This window comes from Shewanella sp. AC91-MNA-CIBAN-0169 (assembly GCF_040310165.1).
GTDB lineage: Bacteria > Pseudomonadota > Gammaproteobacteria > Enterobacterales > Shewanellaceae > Shewanella.
The window spans coordinates 62,830-81,812 of record NZ_JBEOPM010000009.1 but is presented as its reverse complement, the minus strand read 5'-3'; the positions used below and the strand labels follow the sequence as shown (position 1 = coordinate 81,812).

General features: G+C 43.3%; 13 protein-coding genes. 1 reads left to right on the top strand and 12 read right to left on the bottom strand.

Translation table 11 applies throughout. From position 1 onward, the window contains the following. Positions 1 to 148: 148 nt before the first annotated feature. Both AAEY98_RS09895 and AAEY98_RS09890 read right to left on the bottom strand, forming a co-directional pair. On the bottom strand, positions 149 to 1,153 hold the full coding sequence (locus AAEY98_RS09895; RefSeq protein WP_351016657.1) for an oxidoreductase: 1,005 nt from the start codon (positions 1,151 to 1,153) through the stop codon (positions 149 to 151). A gap of 9 nt (positions 1,154 to 1,162) precedes the next feature. Next, positions 1,163 to 1,777 carry a LysE family translocator gene (locus AAEY98_RS09890; protein ID WP_351016654.1) on the bottom strand — a complete coding sequence of 205 codons (615 nt, stop codon included), beginning with the start codon at positions 1,775 to 1,777 and terminating at the stop codon, positions 1,163 to 1,165. Between the two features lie 242 nt (positions 1,778 to 2,019). Here AAEY98_RS09890 and AAEY98_RS09885 point away from each other — a divergent pair, with 242 nt between their 5' ends. Further along, on the top strand, positions 2,020 to 2,490 hold the full coding sequence (locus tag AAEY98_RS09885) for a DTW domain-containing protein (RefSeq protein WP_351016651.1): 471 nt from the start codon (positions 2,020 to 2,022) through the stop codon (positions 2,488 to 2,490). 75 nt (positions 2,491 to 2,565) lie between these two features. On the opposite strand, the gene AAEY98_RS09880 is transcribed toward AAEY98_RS09885, so the two are convergent. The 10 genes from AAEY98_RS09880 to AAEY98_RS09835 form a co-directional block, all read right to left on the bottom strand. Further along, the gene (locus AAEY98_RS09880; protein WP_351016648.1) at positions 2,566 to 5,229 is read right to left on the bottom strand and encodes a glycoside hydrolase family 3 C-terminal domain-containing protein; all 2,664 of its coding nucleotides are present in this window, start codon (positions 5,227 to 5,229) and stop codon (positions 2,566 to 2,568) included. 15 nt (positions 5,230 to 5,244) lie between these two features. Next, complete coding sequence (locus tag AAEY98_RS09875; RefSeq protein WP_351016645.1) at positions 5,245 to 5,988, bottom strand: DUF6445 family protein; 744 nt, start codon at positions 5,986 to 5,988, stop codon at positions 5,245 to 5,247. Between the two features lie 9 nt (positions 5,989 to 5,997). Beyond that, the gene (locus AAEY98_RS09870; RefSeq protein WP_351016642.1) at positions 5,998 to 7,485 is read right to left on the bottom strand and encodes a tryptophan halogenase family protein; all 1,488 of its coding nucleotides are present in this window, start codon (positions 7,483 to 7,485) and stop codon (positions 5,998 to 6,000) included. A gap of 42 nt (positions 7,486 to 7,527) precedes the next feature. Further along, positions 7,528 to 8,550: a cupin-like domain-containing protein gene (locus AAEY98_RS09865; RefSeq protein WP_101086662.1), complete on the bottom strand. Its 1,023-nt coding sequence runs from the start codon at positions 8,548 to 8,550 to the stop codon at positions 7,528 to 7,530. Between the two features lie 5 nt (positions 8,551 to 8,555). Continuing rightward, a complete protein-coding gene (locus AAEY98_RS09860; protein WP_101086663.1) occupies positions 8,556 to 9,278 on the bottom strand; it encodes a SapC family protein in 723 nt (240 codons plus the stop codon). A 110-nt stretch (positions 9,279 to 9,388) separates the two neighbouring features. Beyond that, complete coding sequence (locus AAEY98_RS09855; RefSeq protein WP_351016638.1) at positions 9,389 to 10,966, bottom strand: tryptophan halogenase family protein; 1,578 nt, start codon at positions 10,964 to 10,966, stop codon at positions 9,389 to 9,391. 322 nt (positions 10,967 to 11,288) lie between these two features. Next, positions 11,289 to 14,225, bottom strand: a complete 2,937-nt coding sequence (locus tag AAEY98_RS09850) for a TonB-dependent receptor (protein WP_351016635.1) — start codon at positions 14,223 to 14,225, stop codon at positions 11,289 to 11,291. An 874-nt stretch (positions 14,226 to 15,099) separates the two neighbouring features. After that, positions 15,100 to 16,113 carry a LacI family DNA-binding transcriptional regulator gene (locus AAEY98_RS09845; RefSeq protein WP_101086666.1) on the bottom strand — a complete coding sequence of 338 codons (1,014 nt, stop codon included), beginning with the start codon at positions 16,111 to 16,113 and terminating at the stop codon, positions 15,100 to 15,102. Between the two features lie 55 nt (positions 16,114 to 16,168). Then, a complete protein-coding gene (locus tag AAEY98_RS09840; protein ID WP_162023476.1) occupies positions 16,169 to 17,497 on the bottom strand; it encodes a glycoside-pentoside-hexuronide (GPH):cation symporter in 1,329 nt (442 codons plus the stop codon). A gap of 91 nt (positions 17,498 to 17,588) precedes the next feature. Continuing rightward, complete coding sequence (locus AAEY98_RS09835; RefSeq protein WP_182744528.1) at positions 17,589 to 18,920, bottom strand: GH1 family beta-glucosidase; 1,332 nt, start codon at positions 18,918 to 18,920, stop codon at positions 17,589 to 17,591. Positions 18,921 to 18,983: the final 63 nt, after the last annotated feature.

The window sequence follows — 18,983 nt, the reverse complement described above, 5'->3', positions numbered from 1 at the left end:
TCTATCACTCGTCTTTGTAACAAGTACTAAAAAAGCCGCTCAATAATGTGTTATTAAGCGGCTTTTTTAGTACTTAATACTCAGCAATTAAGATTAGATTTAGGCTCTAGATCATTATTTAGGCAGAGCCATTGCTGACGTTAGAGCATTATTTATGTTGAGCCATCACTCGGGTTGCAAACTCACTTGGTCCGGCCAAAATAGCCCGGCCCACAGCCACTAAATCAACCTGTTCAGTGGCTAAAATGGTTTCGATGTAATCAATACTTTCAATGCCGCCGACACCAATCACGGCCGCTTTCGTTGTACCTGTCAGCGGCGCTGCATCTTCAACTAAAAAGCCCTCGCCGCGTTTGTCTTTAGGGCGATTCCAGCCCCCAATGCCTGATGAAACATTAAGTATTTCAACCCCAGCATCAACTAGCCATTGGCTAACGTGGCCCATATCGTCATGAGACAAACCACCAGGGTAACCGTCTTGCCCAGGAATGCGGGTCATTACTGCTAATCTTGGCGCTGCTTGTTTTATTTTACTGACTATTTCGATCAATATTCTGGCGCGATTTTCAAGGCTGCCACCGTATTGGTCTTGGCGTTGATTCGTCAGCGGAGATAACCATTGATTAATACCGTAACCGTGGGCACAGTGCAGCTCGACTAAATCAAATCCGGCTTTGTCAGCACGAATGGCAGCACTAACAAAATCCTGCTGCCATTGATTGATATCATCCAATGTCATGGCTCTAGGGGTTGGTAATACACGATCATATGCTGGCACGGTAATGCCTGACGGCCCCATAATATCAGCGCTAATACCTGCACTGTCTTTGCCGCCGCAATGGGTAATTTGTAAGCCTGTTTTTACCCCTGCATTATGTAACGTCGCGGCAATTTGGCTTAAGCCGGGTAAGCAAGCATCATCATGCGCCCCAAGCTGATTAGACTCACTTCGTCCTGCTAAGTTGATATGGCTGTATTCTACCATCACCAACCCTGCACCCGACTGGGCTAAATGATGGTAATGATTGATGGTCGTTTCAGTTGCTAAGCCATTTAGGTCTGCGGTTTGTGACGCCATTGGCGGCACCACTAAACGGTTTTTAAAGGTCAGTCCGTTTGTGAGTGTGAGTGGGGTAAAGCGTAACGCGGTCATTGCAACATCCTATATATTTATGGCTATCAATATGCCAGCAATCAACATAATACTGCCTGCAGTACGATTCATTATCGTTGCCGCTTTAGGGGAGGTAAATACCTGTTTTGCACTTGATGCCAAATATGCATAAGTGAGGTTAACTGAACCAAAAGCCAAGGTTGCAGTGGCGAGTATAATCATCACATCGGTAAGGTCTACATGGGCCATAGGCACAAAAGCAGGAAAAAAGCTGACGTAAAATATCAATGCTTTAGGGTTGCCAAGGGCAATAAGCAGGCCTGTGATTAAATTTTTAAATTGGCTCACTTTAGGTATTGTCGCTAATTGAACACCTTTGGCGGTTGCACGCAACATACTGAAACCCAGCCAACATAAATAAAGCGCACTGGCGTACTTTATCAGCTCGAAAGCAGGACCCATGGCATTGGCAATGGCGGCCAAACCGAACAAGGCTAATAGGATATAAGCAAAGTCGCCCATCAGTACGCCAAGGGTAATAAAAGCGCCATGCTTGAACCCATTTGAAAATGCTCTTGATACCACGGCAAACACTGCCGGTCCCGGTAGTATCGCCAAAATTAACATAGTGAAAAATAATGCAATAACTTGCTGTAGTATCATTAAATAACCTGAACTTGGGTTTATGGGTAGAATACGGTGGTTATAATCGATTAGGTCGCGACACTAAATCGATTTTTCGAGAGTATATCGTATTTTCATAGCGTTAATGTATTGGTCTATCGTAAGCAGTCGTTTCAGGTTATTGAATTGTGTTTATCGACGTTATGTTTTTATTACTTTGGTATTGCGGTATGTCATTACGGCGTTAAGCGGTTCATTTTATAGGTGTTATTTTTAAAATTATGTTGAAAATTATTTTACTAACGCATTCACGAGAAATGGATCGTGCTAATAATACCGGCCAATTAGTCAAACACGTTTTAGGCGATAGCGCGCGGGTGGTTGAGTGGCACCGCAAACAGCCCGATGCTGAATTATTGGCTGCGATTGAAGCGGGTAAAGTAGGCTTAGTGTTTCCAAGTGATGACACTACGCAAGAGGCTGGTTTGTCATTAGCGTCGCCTGAATATTTAGTGATTATCGATGCCACTTGGCAAGAAGCGCGCAAAATGTTTAATCAGAGCCCTTATCTAAAGGAATTGCCTAAAGTGTCTTTAGTGAATCCACCTAAGTCGATATACCCACTTAGGCGCAATCAAATTGAAGGTGGTTTATGCACAGCAGAATGTGTGGCATTACTGCTTGATCATGCGGGTGAAAGCGCATTATCGACAAGGCTAACCGAGCAACTGATGACATTTATTGAGCGTTAACGTTTGGAGCTGCCTGCGCCAACAGAATAATGTGGCGCAGGCAGTTGTTGGGTTATAAGAGACTAAGTTGAACCGCTAAGGTTTGGCTTTATGTTGATAGTCAAAGCGTTTACGCAAACGAATGTCGGCAACCGATGCGCCAATCATCACTTCAAACTGGCCTGATTCGGCTAACCAATTATTAGTGTTAACGTCCCAAAACGATAAGTCGCGTTGGGTTAGCGTAAAGCTAGCTGTTTTGGTTTCACCTGCCTTTAACCATAACTTATCAAAGCCTTTTAGCTCTTTTGCGGGACGCGGTACGCTGGCTTTAACGTCGTGCAAATACAATTGCACTACCTCGGCACCATCGACTTTACTGGTGTTAGTGACATCGACAGTAACGGTGATAGTTTCATTGCCTGCAATGTCATCATTTGTCATGTCATTATTTGCCATGTCAGCGCTTGAAAGACGGATGTTGCTGTAATCAAATTGGCTATAAGACAAGCCATGGCCAAAGGCAAATAACGGTGCAATATTTTGCTGTTCAAACCAGCGATAACCAATAAATACCCCTTCGCTATAAAGTGATTCAGTGGCGTTGTAATCGTTTAACGCTATTGGCGCAGTGTCGGTGAGCTTTTTCGGTAAGGTAATTGGCATTTTACCGCTAGGGTTTTGATTGCCCAATAACATATCCGCGTAAGCATTACCGGCTTCCATACCGCTATACCAGCCCCACACAACCGCTTTAGCGTTATCTGCCCACGGCATTTCTACCGCAGAACCGCCAATCATAAACACCACAGTATTTGGATTCACTTTGAGCAGTTTGGCGATGACCTCATCTTGTTGGCCAGGCAATACCATGTCAGGTCTGTCGATAGACTCGCGGTCATCAGCATGACTTAAGCCGCCAAAGTAGATCACCGCATCGGCTTTTTTAGCTGCGGCTAAATACTCTTGTTCGGTATTGTACAAACTGTTGGGTGTTTCCCAGCCTAAGGTTGCTTGCTTGTCGCCTTGGTAACGTAAGCTCACCGCGTAAGTCTCACCAGCAGTTAAGGTCATGGCTTTACTGATAACATGTCCTTGGTTTGCTTGGGTGCTGGCGATCAGCTGTGTATCGTTAATGTACAATGCCACTTGGCCGTCAGCTTTTATGTTAAAACTGTGGCTGCCCGTTTCAAGAGGTTTGATGTTGGCTTTAATATCGACAAACTGTTTTTGGCCTTTGGCATTAAATTGCGGATCGGCTATCCATGATTCACTGGCGAGCTGGGTCATTTTGTTGTCATTGTAATAATTAATTTGCCACGATGGCGTGCCTGTCCAATGACGAGTGGTGAGATAGTCATTGGGTATCGGCATAAACTGGCTGCTGGCTGGACGCATTAGTTGAATGTCGACCTTGTCACCCAGTTTGGCTTTTAAACCGGCTAATGGGCTGATTTCGTAGAGTGCTTTAACTTCTGATGAGCCGCCACCAAATCCATGGCGTTTATCAGCATTGGGACCAAGTACCAAGACATGTTTAAGTTTGTCAGCGTGAAGCGGTAATACCTTGTTATCGTTTTTAAGTAATACAATGCCATTGGCAGCAAGTGTGCGAGCATCATCACGGTGAGCTTGAGTGTTACGCTCGCCGGATAAACGGTGTTTATCCATCATGCCGATGCTGAGTTGCACCCGTAAAATACGGCGGACTTTATCATCAAGTACCGATACTGGTACTTTGCCAGCGTTAAGCATCTCGAGTAGCGGTTTTGCCATAAAGTAATCGTCAAAATCAGCGACATCTGTGCCCATTTCGATATCAAGGCCGTTCATGGCGGCATCATAAGTGTTGATGTCGACGTTCCAGTCGGTAAGTAGCACCCCTTGAAAGCCCCATTCGCCTTTTAAGATAGTATTGACTAAGTGCTCGCTCTGATTGGCGTTAGTGCCTCTAAATTCGTTATAGGCGCCCATAATGGCATGTACGTTGGCTTGTTTTACCGCCGCTTCAAATGCTGGTAAATACACTTCACGCAAGGTGCGCTCATCAGGTGTTGCATTGACTTTTGTGCGGTTTAGCTCTTGGGTATTAAGGGCATAATGCTTTACGGTGGCGCCGACATCATTGGCCTGAATCGCTTTAATTTCGGGCACTACTAAGCTAGCTGCTAAAAATGGGTCTTCACCCATGTATTCAAAGTTACGCCCATATAACGGTAGGCGCGCGAGGTTTACACCAGGGCCCAAAATAAGATCTTTATTGCGATGACGTGCTTCGGCGCCAAGCACATTGCCGTGCAGCGTGGCCATGTTGAGATCCCAACTGGCGGCGATGGCAGTTAATGGCGGTAAATAAGTTGAGTAATCGTTAGTCCATCCTGCGGGTGCCCATGAGTTGCGATCGATCTCATAGCGCACACCGTGTGGGCCGTCTGACATCCACATTTCATGTATGCCTACGCGCTCAATAGCAGGTATGTGAAACTTGCCCGCAGCATGCACTAATGACACTTTTTCCTCTAAGGTTAATTGAGGTAATAAGCGGTTAATGTCATCTTCGACTTGGCTGATACGATTGCCAATACGCAGCTTTTCATTATCTGGTAACACCGTTAATGCATGTAAGGTTTGTGGGGTAATCGTTGGGTGTGCCGCCAGTGCAGCGTGGCTGACACCTAAGCATATAAGTGATGAAACACATGCTGTAAGCGCTTTCTTTTTATTATTTGACGAGATGTTGCCGTGCTGTGGCTTAGCCATAACGAGGTCCCTGTGTTATTTGAAATTGATAAAGATATTCGCGGTTAGTCGTCCTGTTTTAGGACTGCTGTCGATGTCGGTTGCTGGGTTGACTAACGTCGAGTGGAGTAGGTTACCGGGATATATGACTAAACGATTTGGCCGATATTGAACCTGATGATAAAGGGTGTAGTGATCATTACTATCGACCACATAATCAGGCGTCAGCGCTTGTTGTGCATCGACAACCGGCTGTGCCTGATTAAAGTAATGGTCAATGTTGTGTGGTGTTATCTGTTCATATTGCGTGGCGTTATGGCGAAAAAATCCAGTATCCCCATGAGCACCATCATTGAGATAGTGCAGAATCGCAAAATAGTGCGGGTCTGGGGTGTCAAAGTGTGGCATGCATTGCAGCGGCAATAAACGTTTTGCAGGCTTGTCGATAACCGAAAACACGCATTGTTGGGGCTTTATGCGTAACGAGTGTGACACCTTGTAGGTATCATATATTAACTGGTATACCGCATTAATCACGTCGATTACATATTGCTTGGGCAGCGGTGCGCGCTGCCCTGGATAGTATGAACCTTGGTCTTGATTAAATTGACTATCATCTATCGCAATATCGATTAGCGGCGAAAGATCAGCGCCAAAGTCATCAATGATAATCACCGGCGTTTGCTGTAGGCCAATAAACTCAATGTGGGGCGTAAATGGCCCCACCTTGATAATACTCTTGCTTGATATCGTTTGGTTGTTCGATGAGTCGGTTGTCATGTTACAACCTTACATGCTGGCTGATTTACAGTAATGCTGCACAAAATCATGGTGCGCTGGCAAGGTATCAACTTTACGTTTTACCGTTGCTTTAATGCTGTTTAAAAAGCTGGTTAATTCCGCTTCGTCCATCATGTCGACAATAGGATGATATTCTTTTGGCATTAAGCCTTGGCCCATCATCACTTGTATCCACGAGCTTTCACCAAACAATTCATTGCCGTATTTATAGACTTTGCCTGATTGGCTGAACATGTCAATACGATGTTGTAATGAAGCTGGAATTGGCATGTTTTTACAGTAACGCCAAAAGCGACTGTCTTCGCGATCAGTGACCTTGTAATGCAAAATAATAAAGTCGCGAATGTTATCCATTTCAACTTTAGTTTGTTGATTGAATTCAGCAATATCGGTATCTATAATGCCTTGCGACGGGAACAGCTGTAATAGGCGCACTATGCTGCGTTGGATCATATGAATGCTGGTGGACTCTAATGGCTCTAAAAAGCCGGCAGCTAACCCTATTGCTACACAGTTTTTGTTCCAATGTTGACGACGAGTACCCGTTTTAAACTTAATCACCCGTGGTTGATTGATCGGCGCGCCTTCAATGTTATTGAGCAATAATTCAGTCGCATCAGCATCAGAAATGTATTTACTGCAAAACACTAAACCATTGCCGGTGCGGGTTTGCAACGGAATACGCCATTGCCAACCAGACTCTCGGGCAATCGAGCGAGTATATGGAATTGGTTTTTGAACCGCTTCAGTTTGTACTGCTATCGCACTGTCACACGGTAACCAGTGGCTCCAATCTTCAAAGCCAGTGTTTAAGGTTTGCTCAATAAGCAACGCTTTAAATCCGGTGCAGTCGATAAATAAATCGCCTTCAATTAACGCGCCATTTTCAAGCTTTAACGCGCGGATATTACCCGTGTCGTCGTGTTGTAATACGTCGGCTATTTTACCTTCGATGCGGGTCATGCCATGGTGCTCGGCAAATTTACGTAAAAATTTAGCGTAAAGGCTCGCATCCATATGGTAAGCATGGTTGTAGTCTTGATTGGGTAATACGGCAAATCGGCCTTGGCGAGCAGCTAAATGCTCGGTGCAATAGTCGCCAATGTCACTGACTAGGCCTTGTTGCTTGCCTTTAAGCCAAAAGTGCTGAAAGCCACAAGCCCAGCAGTCTTTACCTAAAAAGCCAAATGAATGCAGGTAGTCTTTGTTGACGTCATGCCAGTTTTCAAACTGGATACCGAGTTTGAAGGTGGCATTAGTGGCTGCCATAACGTCTTGCTCTTTTAACCCAAGTAAACGATGGAAAATATGCAAGGTTGGAATAGTGGCTTCACCGACACCAACAGTACCAATTTCGTCAGATTCTACTAATACAATTTCAAGATTTTTGCCCAACAGTTTGCTAAAGGCGGCTGCGGCCATCCAACCTGCGGTTCCACCACCGGCAATGACAACTTTTTTGATTGATTTATTCATCTTGAGCATCCTGTTTGGCTTGATATCTTGCTGTGTTCAGCATTATCGTTTTAATTTATTGATTAAGTCTGCACGTATTTTGCGGGCCGTTAATTCGTCTAATGGCTTAGTTTGCATGCCTTTCACATTGTCGGGAATATGACTGTCATCAACATCGTCATGATCGAAAATGTAGTGTTCGAATATCGATTTCCATGCTTGGCGCTGAGCTTTAGGCAGAGAGCGTAAGCTTAATATACTGTGCAATAAGGCATTGTTAGGGCGGCCTAAAAAGCCAGGAGTATCGCGCCACCAGTGGGTAATGAGTACGTTAAAGTCATCGACGCCACGAACATGGTGCCACCACATGCTGGGAATAAATAACACATCACCAGGGCTTAGCTCTGCTGTTAGGCTGGCGTCTAATGCCTGCTGAAAACGCGGGAAACGTTCAAAGTCGGGGTTCGCCATATCAACGAGACTGATGTCTTGGCCACCGGGTGCCAGTTCCATGGGGCCAACATACAAATTACTAATTTGCTCGGGTGGGAATAGGGTAAAGGTACGCTTACCAACCACGTTACACGCCAGATTTAGCGGAAAGTCATAATGAGCAGCCACCTTGGTTTGATTGCCCAGCCAGATGCTGGTTAACGGTTGCATGGGCGCTAAATCTAAACTGTTTTGTGCCCCTAAACCGGGTAAACATTGGTGGATATCGGTCGAGCCCATGTACATTCCCGCAGGCATGTCTTTAATCATTTCTTGGCTTAATCGGTCTAGCAGCTGATTAAAGTCCAATCGGCCGGCTTGATAATTAAAACCATCAAGTTTTTCATTGTAAAACACTCTACCCTGTTGCTCTGGCGGTAAATAATACGCAGTTACTGGCATGCCTTGATAAAACTGTCGCAGGTAAGTCATCGCACTTTGTGCCGACTCTAATCCTGCCTGGACCAACGGCCAATGGCGACACAGCCCTTTAAATACCATGGGTTTGTCTGCATCACGGATTAAGTCTATGACGTTCTCTAATGTACATTCATTGATACGTTCGACTTGCTGCAGTGTTTTGACCGTTGTCATCACTATTAACCTTGCGCATTCTTGAGGTTAAGTAAGTCTCTTACATTGCTTTGCGAGGCTAATGTCATGTAAATGGCTTGCAAGTAACCTTGCTGGTGCAGCTTTGCTAATGCGTCAGCAGACAATCCGGCTAAGGTTTCTTCATTGATGGTATAAAAACCGATCATCTGATTTTTTTGACCGTTGTCTAACTCAATATCTAAAGTGAATGATTCCAGCAATTGATGTTCAATCAAGGCATCGACAAAGCGTTGACCATCTTGTAAACCATGATGTATGACCTCAAGAATTTCGCCGACTTCATCGAGTAATGGCGTGTTACCGCCGTAAGGTAAAAATAATGCTTCACCTTCGGTTTCGCTGACTCTAGGGTGGTCTAAGTCCACATGAATAACGCGTTGCTGACGTTCTACACCGTCTTCAAGTACGGTTTGTTGACCGATTAAAAAAGGTTGGCGACGCACAGTAAGCGGCACGTATGATGCGCTCCAGCCTTGTTCACTTAAAAACACGTTATCATTTTGCTGAAAACCAAATAGTGCCACCGCGTAAAACTGACCTGTGGCAGTATCTTTATGAAAAAAGATCGGGTAGTGGGCTTGCACGCTGCGAAACTCTTGCGGAAATGTCACGCTATACCAAAGGTTATCGCCTAGTGCAGCAGAGCGATGAGTCATCACTTTTACGTCTTTATGTTCAATACTGTTTAGTAATACATGTTGGCTCATTTTGATGTCCTATCTTGTTCGTTCAAATACGTCGTATTTTTATGATTATTGTACGTGAATTTTGTCTGTAATCTTATTTGCGTTGTTATCGTGATTATTTATGTCATGTCTTAAAGCTTAGGGAAACCATATTGCGCAACTTTATCGAGTAACTCGCGATTACTCGGCAGGTTTTTAGCAAGCGCTTGGGTGCGCTGTTGATTGTCATTAAACAGTCGCTGTGCCAATTGTTGCATTGACGGTTTCACATGATTGGGCAATTGGGTGTTATAGCCCATGCCATAAAGTACATATTGAAAACTGGCTGCCGGAAATAAGGCTTCTTTATAACTAATATCTTGTTGGCTCGGTGTTTGATAACGCCATAATTCGAGCATGGCTTGTAAGCTGTCGGGGATTGAGTTTGACTCACGATGGTCACGCCAATAACCATCAGCTTCACGTCGGCTTATCACATAATGCAGCTTTAAAAAGTCGATAATTTGTTGCCAGTGTAGTTGATAGCGCTCGTTAACACGCGTAGCAATCGTGTCCATCACCATACGATTGGGTGGTAATTGTTGGGCTAAGGTAGACGCAGTCCATTCGATTAATGCCAAAGCCGACGCTTCTAGTGGTTCGATAAAGCCTGCTGCCATCCCGATAGCAATACAGTTATTTTGCCAGCATTTAGCACGATACCCAGGGTTAATCGTCAGTTGTCTCGGTTCCAATTTGTCAGCTGCAGCGCCATCAACACCGAGATAATTAAACAATGTTTGCTGTGCATCTATGTCATTGGTATGGCTTGATGAATATACATAGCCGACACCTTTACGCGTTGGTAGGCCTATATCCCAAATCCAACCGTTTGACTGTGCAGTTGAGTGTGTGCAAGACGCAATAGAGCTATTTGCATCAGTGTAGGGGACTTGTATCGCTAGTGCGCGATCATTAAAAAGCACCGATTTTTGACATAAAAAAGGCACTTGCAAGTGTTCACCTAACAGTAGAGATTTTGCGCCGGTGCAGTCGATAAATAACTGGCCACTGATTTCGCCATGTTGTTTAGTGATCAGCTTGTCGATGTCGCCATGATCGTTATTAATAATTTGACTGACATGGTCGCGAATATGGGTGACGCCGAGTTTTTGAGTGCAATGCTCTGTGAGTAACTGACTAAACTTAGCGGCATTAAGGTGGTAGCCGTAGTTATTTTGAAAATGATACTGAGCAGTGGCAATGCTTTTGGGGGCTAAACCAAGCTGAGTTAATACTTGCTGGCTACAAACGGCTTCGGCAAAGCTGACTTGTTCGGCATGAGGCAGCCAATATTGGCATAAGTCGAGTTCTTGGTGACCGTGGGGCAAACTAAATGGATGTAAATAGCTGTCAGTGACCTTGCTTTGTGGGTCTGCACACCAATTGATAAACCGAGAGCCCTGTTTAAAGCTAGCATCACATTGGCGAATAAAGTCGTTCTCATCGATACCAATTTTGCTCAGGGTTGAGCGCATTGAAGGCCAAGTGCCTTCACCTACGCCAATAGTGGCCACATCCGGTGATTCGATTAAAGTAATATTGAGTTTGGGAGACTGAGCTAAAACACCTTTATCAACATTATGTTCAGCGGCCAACAAACCGGCAGTTATCCAACCAGCGGTACCGCCTCCAACGATGACTATTTCGGTTATTGGTTTTTGCATCATCTTTACCTACGCTTTTGGCGTGATTATTATTTTTATTCTGATGAATCTAAAAATCTGATTGCTTAAAGAACACATTAACTAGCATTCAATAAAATGTCAGCACATTCAAGTAATAGTTTTTTTATGTTTTGCGTGTATGGTTTCAAACAACTAGGCGTAAAAAATAGTAACGTCCTTGTTACTCAATATGTTGCAATAAAAGGAGGTGACAAAGGCTGGCACCTCAACGACCTGAAAGGGAACTTGAGTGAATTCCGTTTAACACTGGGGTATTAGCCGAAATATCACTCAATGACTATTGCATTACGCTATAGGCTATAGGCTAGAAAGTGTAGCGAGCACCTAAACTATAACGAGCGCCGGTTTCGGTTAGGTTTAACACTTGCTCTTCTGCACGACCGTGAACACGGATGTACTCTTCAGTAATGTTAAGTCCTTCGAAAAACACGGTTAAGCCTTCAACAGATTCGACATCATAACTAACAGACAAATCGATTTGCGAGTAAGCTTCTGTGTACTGTGGGTTAGCGCCAGTACCTTGACCTGTAGAGTTTAAGAACTCATCACGCCAGTTGTATGCGATACGAGCTTGGAAACCATAATTCTCGTACACCAATACCGCATTAGCAGTGTCACTGATACCGATTAATGCTGACTGTGCATCAAATGAGAAGTTGTCGTAAGCCTGATCACTATCAACCAAGGTGTAGTTGGCTATTACACCAAATCCGCTTTCGCCGAAGAAGTGTTGAGCCGCAAACTCCCAACCATCAATGACTGAGTTATTAGAGCTATTTGATGGCGTTGAAATATTAAAGTTCAACAATTCATCATTATTAGCTGCACTGCCGCTAATAATTTGATTGGTGGCATCTACAGCAGCATTATCAGCATAATTTGCGAAAATATAATCACGAACTGCGCCAGCTTCAGTTGTCCCCGTTGCGGCCACAGCAGCTTTATATAAATCACCAGATGCTGGGTTATAAATGCCGTTAGTGGTTTTAACTGTTTCAGAACTGATAAAGTTCTTAGTGTCTTTACGGAAGTATCCTACAGACACGTAGCTCGATGGCGCGTAATACCACTCTGCCGAGAAGTCGATATTTTCAGACTCGAGCGGCAATAATGTAGGGTTACCTGCAGAACCACCACCATTACTACGATTGGCAAGGGTCGCTAATACCGTACCGCCTTGAATATCTGTGTAGCTAGGACGACCAATAGTTTCGCTGTATGCTGCACGGAGCATGACATCTTCTACCACTTCAATATTGAAGTTAAAGCTTGGTAGTAAGTAGTCGTAATCACCGGTTTTGGTTTCAAAAACTTGCTCACCAGTACCCACTAATGCAATTTCAGTTTCAGCAATCCAATTTGCGCCATCATAACCAGCAACGGCTGCGGTCGAGGTGACATCAGTTTGCTCATAACGAAGTCCGAAATGCACGTCATATGGCATGCCGGCAATTTCATTATCGTAGTTGTACTGTACATAAACGGCTTGTGATTCCTCTTCAGTGTAACGGTCTGTTTCAGCTGCATAGTTTGTTGAAGGGCAGAAGCCATTACCACAATCACCGCTTACTGCAGAAGCATAGTTTGCTGCTGCAAAATCACGTACTGACGCAAAGTCCCACATGAAAATGGTATCTAAAACATCGAAGTTACCGTCTGAAAGTGAGAAGTCACCGCCATTGGCGTCAAATTTGTCATGAATGGTGTCAACTGGGAACCATGCGTCTTCAAAGTCACCTGCAGAGCCTACTCCACCCCAATCGTTACGCTGAACGTTGACGCTTTGTGAGTGATTGTTTACGTTCGTTAACGCAACACCAAAGTCAATGCTGCCAGCATCTTCAAATAAGTATTCACCGTCAAATTGGTATTGATCAATTTCAGACTTATTACGTGCGTTACCAAAAACAGAACCGGTAAGCATCATGTCTGCAGGTGTCACTGCATTACCACCACCAACAGCAAGCACTGGTAAGTCACCGCTAAAGTCAGTTGCCGCGCTGGTACGCACAAACGCTGCAGTACTTAAATTGTTGTTTGAACCATAAAGGTTGTTTGGTTTGTTTTCCGCGACCGAGTTGTGCGCATCAAATGTCAGCTTTAAGTTATCTGTTGCTTGCCACTCAAGGTTAAAACCTAAGGAACCACTTTCGTTACGTACGCCATAATCACCAGCCGCCATAGATAAATCAGCAGGTGAACCATAAGTTTCAGAATAAATAAGTGGTGAGGCGATAGGGCCATCAGACCATACGTTTTCAGACGGAACGAAGTTAAACCATGCTGATACGTCATTCGATTGAGTGTCGATGTCGTTACGCATGTAGGTATAATCTAAGCTTGCGACTACGCTATCAACAGGGCTGTACTGCAATACTAACTGGCCGTTAGTACGGGTACGTTGTTGTTCTTCAAAACGATAAACAGTGGTTTGCGGAACTGAATAAATATCGCTATCACCAGGACGATTAACTTGGGTGCTGTCTTTAGCAACGCCGCCCCAATCACTGTTGTCAGCAGAACCTGGGAAGCTACGCCAGCCGGTGCCGACCTGTGCTTGTTGGTTGCCACTTTCACGCTCTTGATAACTGGCCGAGAGTGAAATACCAAATTTATCATCAGCAAACGTGTTTGAGTATAAACCAGATAACTCAGGGGTAACTGAGCCATTATCGGTTGATTGATCATCAACTGCTTTTACACCAAATGTGGCTTTTAAGCCCGGAGAGCTGAATGGCTTATGCGTTAAGATATCAATAGTAGAACCAATACCACCGGTTGAATCTGAAGCTTGGCTAGTTTTGTGTACTTCAACACCACTGATACTTTCAGAAGCGATGTTAGCAAAATCAAATGAGCGCGAACCTGTAGTCACAGGCATTTGACGACCATTGAGGGTGATCAAGTTGTAGTCTGGACCAAAACCACGCACGGATACTTTACTGCCTTCACCGTTAGAACGGTCAATCGATACACCAGTAATACGCTGTAACGATTCCGCTAGGTTGGTGTCAGGAAACTTACCAATGTCTTCAGCTGAAATAGAGTCAACGACTCCACTTGATGAACGTTTCACATCCATTGATTTAATTAAACTGCCACGAATACCAGTAACCGATATTACTTCGATATTTTCTTCACTTGCTTCATCAGCAGCATAGGCTGGTAACATACTGCTCACACCAAGCACTAGCGATAAACTGGTCGCAAGCTTAGTTTTTGTAAATTTTGTTGTTTTCATCTAGGAAATCCCCATTGACTAGATTTTACTTCTCTCAATATTGCGGGTTAGGCGCAAATCGTTTTTTTAATTCTCTATCCACGCAGTAATCATTATTTATAATTGTAGGGTTATAAAACATCTAATGTAAGCGCTTACATAAAACTAGTGTAAAATGTGACCGCAGTCAACAAAAACAAGTTCGAATTATTACATTTCATTAACTCAGATGTAGATTTTTTTATACTAAATATTGTTATCCATTGTTTTTAAACATTTTTAATTTAATATTTATTTCCGCGCTAAAATGTAAGCGCTTTCTTTTGTGGGTTAGATTGTTACCAATTATATTTATGACTTATCTTACTATTGGGCTCGAATAAGGTGTGCTCAGAGGCATAAGCTAAGGTGTTGTCATCTATTTGGGTGGCATGGTTGTCAATCAATAGGGTTAATACTCACGCCTTTGACTTCATCCTATTACTATCATCAGCGCTGGCTCGTTCAATATAGATACCTTGTGAAAGCAACAATGGTGGTGAAGGTGTTACATTGAATGTTAGATACGTTGGACTATTATATTGTCTGGTGAAAAGGGGAGCTGATAAGTGACTTGAACATGCCAGTAATCACCTAGCTCAGGTAATCGTAATAATGTCAGTCGTGAGCAGGTATTGGAGTTTCACTTAAATACTAAGTGTTATGTTAGCGGTGAATATGTGAGAGGTTTGCTTTTTATTAGTGGGTCGTATCAAAAATCAAATGTTAATAGTTATTACACTCGTTGATAGTTGCTGTATTAGCTAATAGCGACTGCATTATGAGCCAATACCGTTGCTAAATAACATGAACAATTAATGATATATGCTCATGTTATCTGTCTTGTAAATTCAGGTTATTGACTTTTTAGGTTAACTGCTTTGGCTGAATCACGAATAAATAATTCTGGCTGAAATGAGCGTTCAATTACCACGTCTTTATTGTTGTAAACTTGTCGAAGTACCCAGCGAGCGGCCATTTTACCCATCTCGTTAATGGGGTTACTGACGGTAGATAATTTAGGTGAAATATATTGCGGGAAAGGGATATTATCGTAACCGATAAATGAAATATCTTCCGGAACACGCAATCCATGCTCTAAACACACTGCAATAGCGCCTGAGGCCATCTGATCATTAGCACACACTACAGCTGTGATCGGTTTGTTCATCGACAATAAACGTTCCATCGCTTCACAACCGCCAGCTTCTTTAAAGTCACTTTCAACGCAAAGGGTGTCATCAAAATCGATATTGTATTGTTGCAATGCTCGTTTATGTCCTTTTAGGCGATCTCTCACATCGAGCTTAAACAATGGCCCTGAAATGTATGCGATATCTTTATGGCCAAGTGATAAAATGTGCTCGGTAGCCATGAAGCCACCTTGTTCATTTTCAAGATAAACACAGCGTTCTTTGATAGCGTCGATATAGCGGTTAATAAATACCACCGGCGTTGAACCTTTACTGAGCTCGATTAGGTAATCGTCTGATACAGCCTCAATGTCCAAAATAAGGGCATCACAGCCGCGACTCATTAAAAACTCAACCCCTTCTTTCTCTTGTTTCTCGTCACTATGACCAGCAGCAATAATCACGTGCTTGTTAGCTGTTCTAAGGGCTGTTTCAATTTCGGTCATCATGGGACCGTAAAAAGGACCGTCAAGCTGAGACACCAAAACCCCGACACTGTTTGAACAGTTCGAGGCGAGTGACTGTGCAATCGTATTAGGCCGGTAACCTAACGCTTTCATTGCATCGAGTACTTTTTGTTTGGTTTTATCGCTTACTTTGGTGTTGTTGTTCATGACTCGGGACACAGTCGCCAGAGACACACCAGCCATCACTGATACATCGTAAATAGTTGCCATATAATGAGTATTAAAAAGCCGTCTTGGAGCACATGGCTCCAAGATTAACATGCTTTTATTTTGCTTCTCTATTTAATTCTAAGTGAATTTGGTCCACTTTTTGATTATCTAAAGTGTACCAGCGCATTACAAAAGCCACGACTAAAGATCCAATCGCAGGGTAAATAGTGAATGATAATAATATACCTTGCTGAGTATGCTCCGTTTGCATGGTATCAGGCTGATAACCATAACCTGCTAATAACCACCCCGCAGAAGCACCACCAATGGCAACACCCAGTTTGATAAAGAAAATCACTGAGGAATAAATCATCCCGGTAATGCGTACGCCATTTTTATATTGGCCATAATCGACAACATCAGCCATTTTTGCCCAAAGTAATGGGGTGGCCATGTTGAACGTAAAGCCCCAGATAATAAACATTCCAAAGGCGAGCACGACTTGATCGCTAGGTACAAAGTAGCTCACTACACACATCGCTGCCGCAAGCAGTTGCAAAGTGATATAAGCTTTGACCTTACAAAAGCGTTTAGCCAAAGGCTCAGCTAAAATACAACCAAATATATTACCAACCATACCCAGAGTGATAAATAGGGTGATGGAGTCCGGCATGTTAAGGAAATATTTAACGTAGTAAATCGCTAAGCTAGTGCGTAACACCATGCCTGATAATAAACACACTGCCGCAATAGCTAACACACGCCATTGGTCATTTTTGAGCATATCGGTAAAGTCTTTTTTAAAGCTAGACTGTTGATCCGCTGGCGGGTGTAAACGCTCTTTAGTACCCCAAAAACAGGCAAGAAACATCGCAACACCCAAAACGCTCATGGCGGCAATAGTCAGTTGGTAACCTTTGGCTTGATCGCCTTCACCTAAAAATTCGACTAGGGGTAAGGTTAAACCTGACACCAATAAACCACCGAGCATTGCAAATACAAAACGGTAAGATTGTACTGACACTCGCTCTTTTGGGTCGGCTGTTAACACGCCGCCTAATGCACAATATGGGATATTAATGGCGGTGTAGACCATCATGAGTGCGGTATAAGTAACGAAGGCATAAATCATTTTGCCGTCTTCAGTTAAATCAGGAGTAGTAAAGGCTAAAACACTGATAAAACCAAAGGGTAGGGCAAACCATAATAGGTAGGGTCTAAACTTACCCCAACGGGTATTGGTTCTATCTGCCAACGCGCCCATCAATGGGTCGGTGACCGCATCAATTAAGCGTACAGCTAGAAACATGGTGCCGACAAATGCTGGCGAAATACCGAAAATGTCGGTATAGAAAAAGGTTAAAAACAGCATAACAGTTTGGAAAACAATATTACTGGCAGTGTCCCCGAGCCCGTAAGCTATTTTTTCTCTGGTGCTTATCATACATGCCTCAATTGTTGTTATTTGTTAAAATGATGCAACTGTTTGAATAGAACAAAGCCGTTTTATACAACGGCTTTATCTGGTTAACATATTATTTTCTTAAGTTTATAAATTCTCGATACGCATAGGCGCTGGCTTTCAGGGTGCGTTGTTGAGTTGTATAATCAACATAAACAATCCCAAAACGTTTTAAATAGCCTTCAGCCCATTCAAAATTATCCATTAAACTCCACGCAAAATATCCTACAACATTAACGCCTTGTTCAATGGCATTATTTACTGCATTTAAGTGAGCGTTATAGTATTCGAGTCTGTCTTGATCATCCACTTTACCGTCTTGCAATTTATCATCCATTGCCGCACCGTTTTCGGTAATGTAGATCGGCGGTAAAGGATAAAGTGCATGCAAAGAGGTTAATAAGTCGGTGAAGGATTGTGGGTATATTTCCCAGCCAATATCTGTTTTAGGTTTGTCGACCATATCGATTTGGCTAAAGCCATTTACTGGGTCTGCTTTATAGACCGCACGGGTGTAAAAGTTTATGCCTAAGAAGTCGATAGGTTGAGCAATAATATCAAAGTCGCCTTGTTCAATAACGGGCTTATCTTCAGCGGCGAAGTCATTAATAATGTCAGGGTAGCAACGGTCAAACAGTGGTTTGATGTACCATTGATTAAAGTACTGATCGGCTTTACTTGCGGCGTTAACATCTGCTGCAGAGTCTGTCGCGCTATAGCAAGGCGTGAAGTTAAGTACGATACCATTTTGGCTATTAGGACTGTTTTTTTGCAATACTTTCATGGCTAAACCATGAGCCAATAATAAATGGTGTGCAGATTGACGACCGAACGCTTTGGTTGCTAATCCAGGCGCATGAACGCCAATTTCGTAACCTAAGTAAGAACTGCAAAATGGTTCGTTAAAGGTTGCATATGAATAGACTCTGTCACCGAATGCCTGAGTGATTTTGTCGGCGTAGTCTGCAAATAAATAGGCCGTTTCGCGATTTAACCAACCACCATTATCTTCAATATGTTGTGGTAAATCCCAATGGTATAAGGTCACAAAGGTTTTAATACCACGACGATTTAATTCATCGAGTAAGTCGGTATAAAACGTCACACCTTGCGGATTGAGGCTGCCATCTTTATGCATTACGCGTGGCCATGAAATCGATAAACGGTAGGCGTCAACGCCTAGCGATTCAATTAGATCGACATCTTCACGCCATAACTTTACATGCTCGCATGCTTGCGAACCGTCAGAACCATCACGAATTTTGCCTGGAGTCGCACAAAAGGTATCCCATATACAAGGAAGACGAGAATCCACTGCGCCTTCAATTTGAAAAGAAGCAGTCGCCACACCAAAGGTGAACGCTTTTGAATGCATTTTAGAATCGGCTGGTAACATAATTTTCATATTTAAATTCACTTAGTATTATTTAATTGTGTCTATTTTTATGACTAACTTATTACGTTGAAA

Bases quoted from the DNA above. Each gene is read 5' to 3' on its own strand.
- AAEY98_RS09895 (WP_351016657.1), bottom strand. From the start codon at position 1,153: ATGACCGCGTTACGCTTTACCCCACTCACACTCACAAACGGACTGACC.
- AAEY98_RS09890 (WP_351016654.1), bottom strand. From the start codon at position 1,777: ATGATACTACAGCAAGTTATTGCATTATTTTTCACTATGTTAATTTTG.
- AAEY98_RS09885 (WP_351016651.1), top strand. From the start codon at position 2,020: ATGTTGAAAATTATTTTACTAACGCATTCACGAGAAATGGATCGTGCT.
- AAEY98_RS09880 (WP_351016648.1), bottom strand. From the start codon at position 5,229: ATGGCTAAGCCACAGCACGGCAACATCTCGTCAAATAATAAAAAGAAA.
- AAEY98_RS09875 (WP_351016645.1), bottom strand. From the start codon at position 5,988: ATGACAACCGACTCATCGAACAACCAAACGATATCAAGCAAGAGTATT.
- AAEY98_RS09870 (WP_351016642.1), bottom strand. From the start codon at position 7,485: ATGAATAAATCAATCAAAAAAGTTGTCATTGCCGGTGGTGGAACCGCA.
- AAEY98_RS09865 (WP_101086662.1), bottom strand. From the start codon at position 8,550: ATGACAACGGTCAAAACACTGCAGCAAGTCGAACGTATCAATGAATGT.
- AAEY98_RS09860 (WP_101086663.1), bottom strand. From the start codon at position 9,278: ATGAGCCAACATGTATTACTAAACAGTATTGAACATAAAGACGTAAAA.
- AAEY98_RS09855 (WP_351016638.1), bottom strand. From the start codon at position 10,966: ATGATGCAAAAACCAATAACCGAAATAGTCATCGTTGGAGGCGGTACC.
- AAEY98_RS09850 (WP_351016635.1), bottom strand. From the start codon at position 14,225: ATGAAAACAACAAAATTTACAAAAACTAAGCTTGCGACCAGTTTATCG.
- AAEY98_RS09845 (WP_101086666.1), bottom strand. From the start codon at position 16,113: ATGGCAACTATTTACGATGTATCAGTGATGGCTGGTGTGTCTCTGGCG.
- AAEY98_RS09840 (WP_162023476.1), bottom strand. From the start codon at position 17,497: ATGATAAGCACCAGAGAAAAAATAGCTTACGGGCTCGGGGACACTGCC.
- AAEY98_RS09835 (WP_182744528.1), bottom strand. From the start codon at position 18,920: ATGAAAATTATGTTACCAGCCGATTCTAAAATGCATTCAAAAGCGTTC.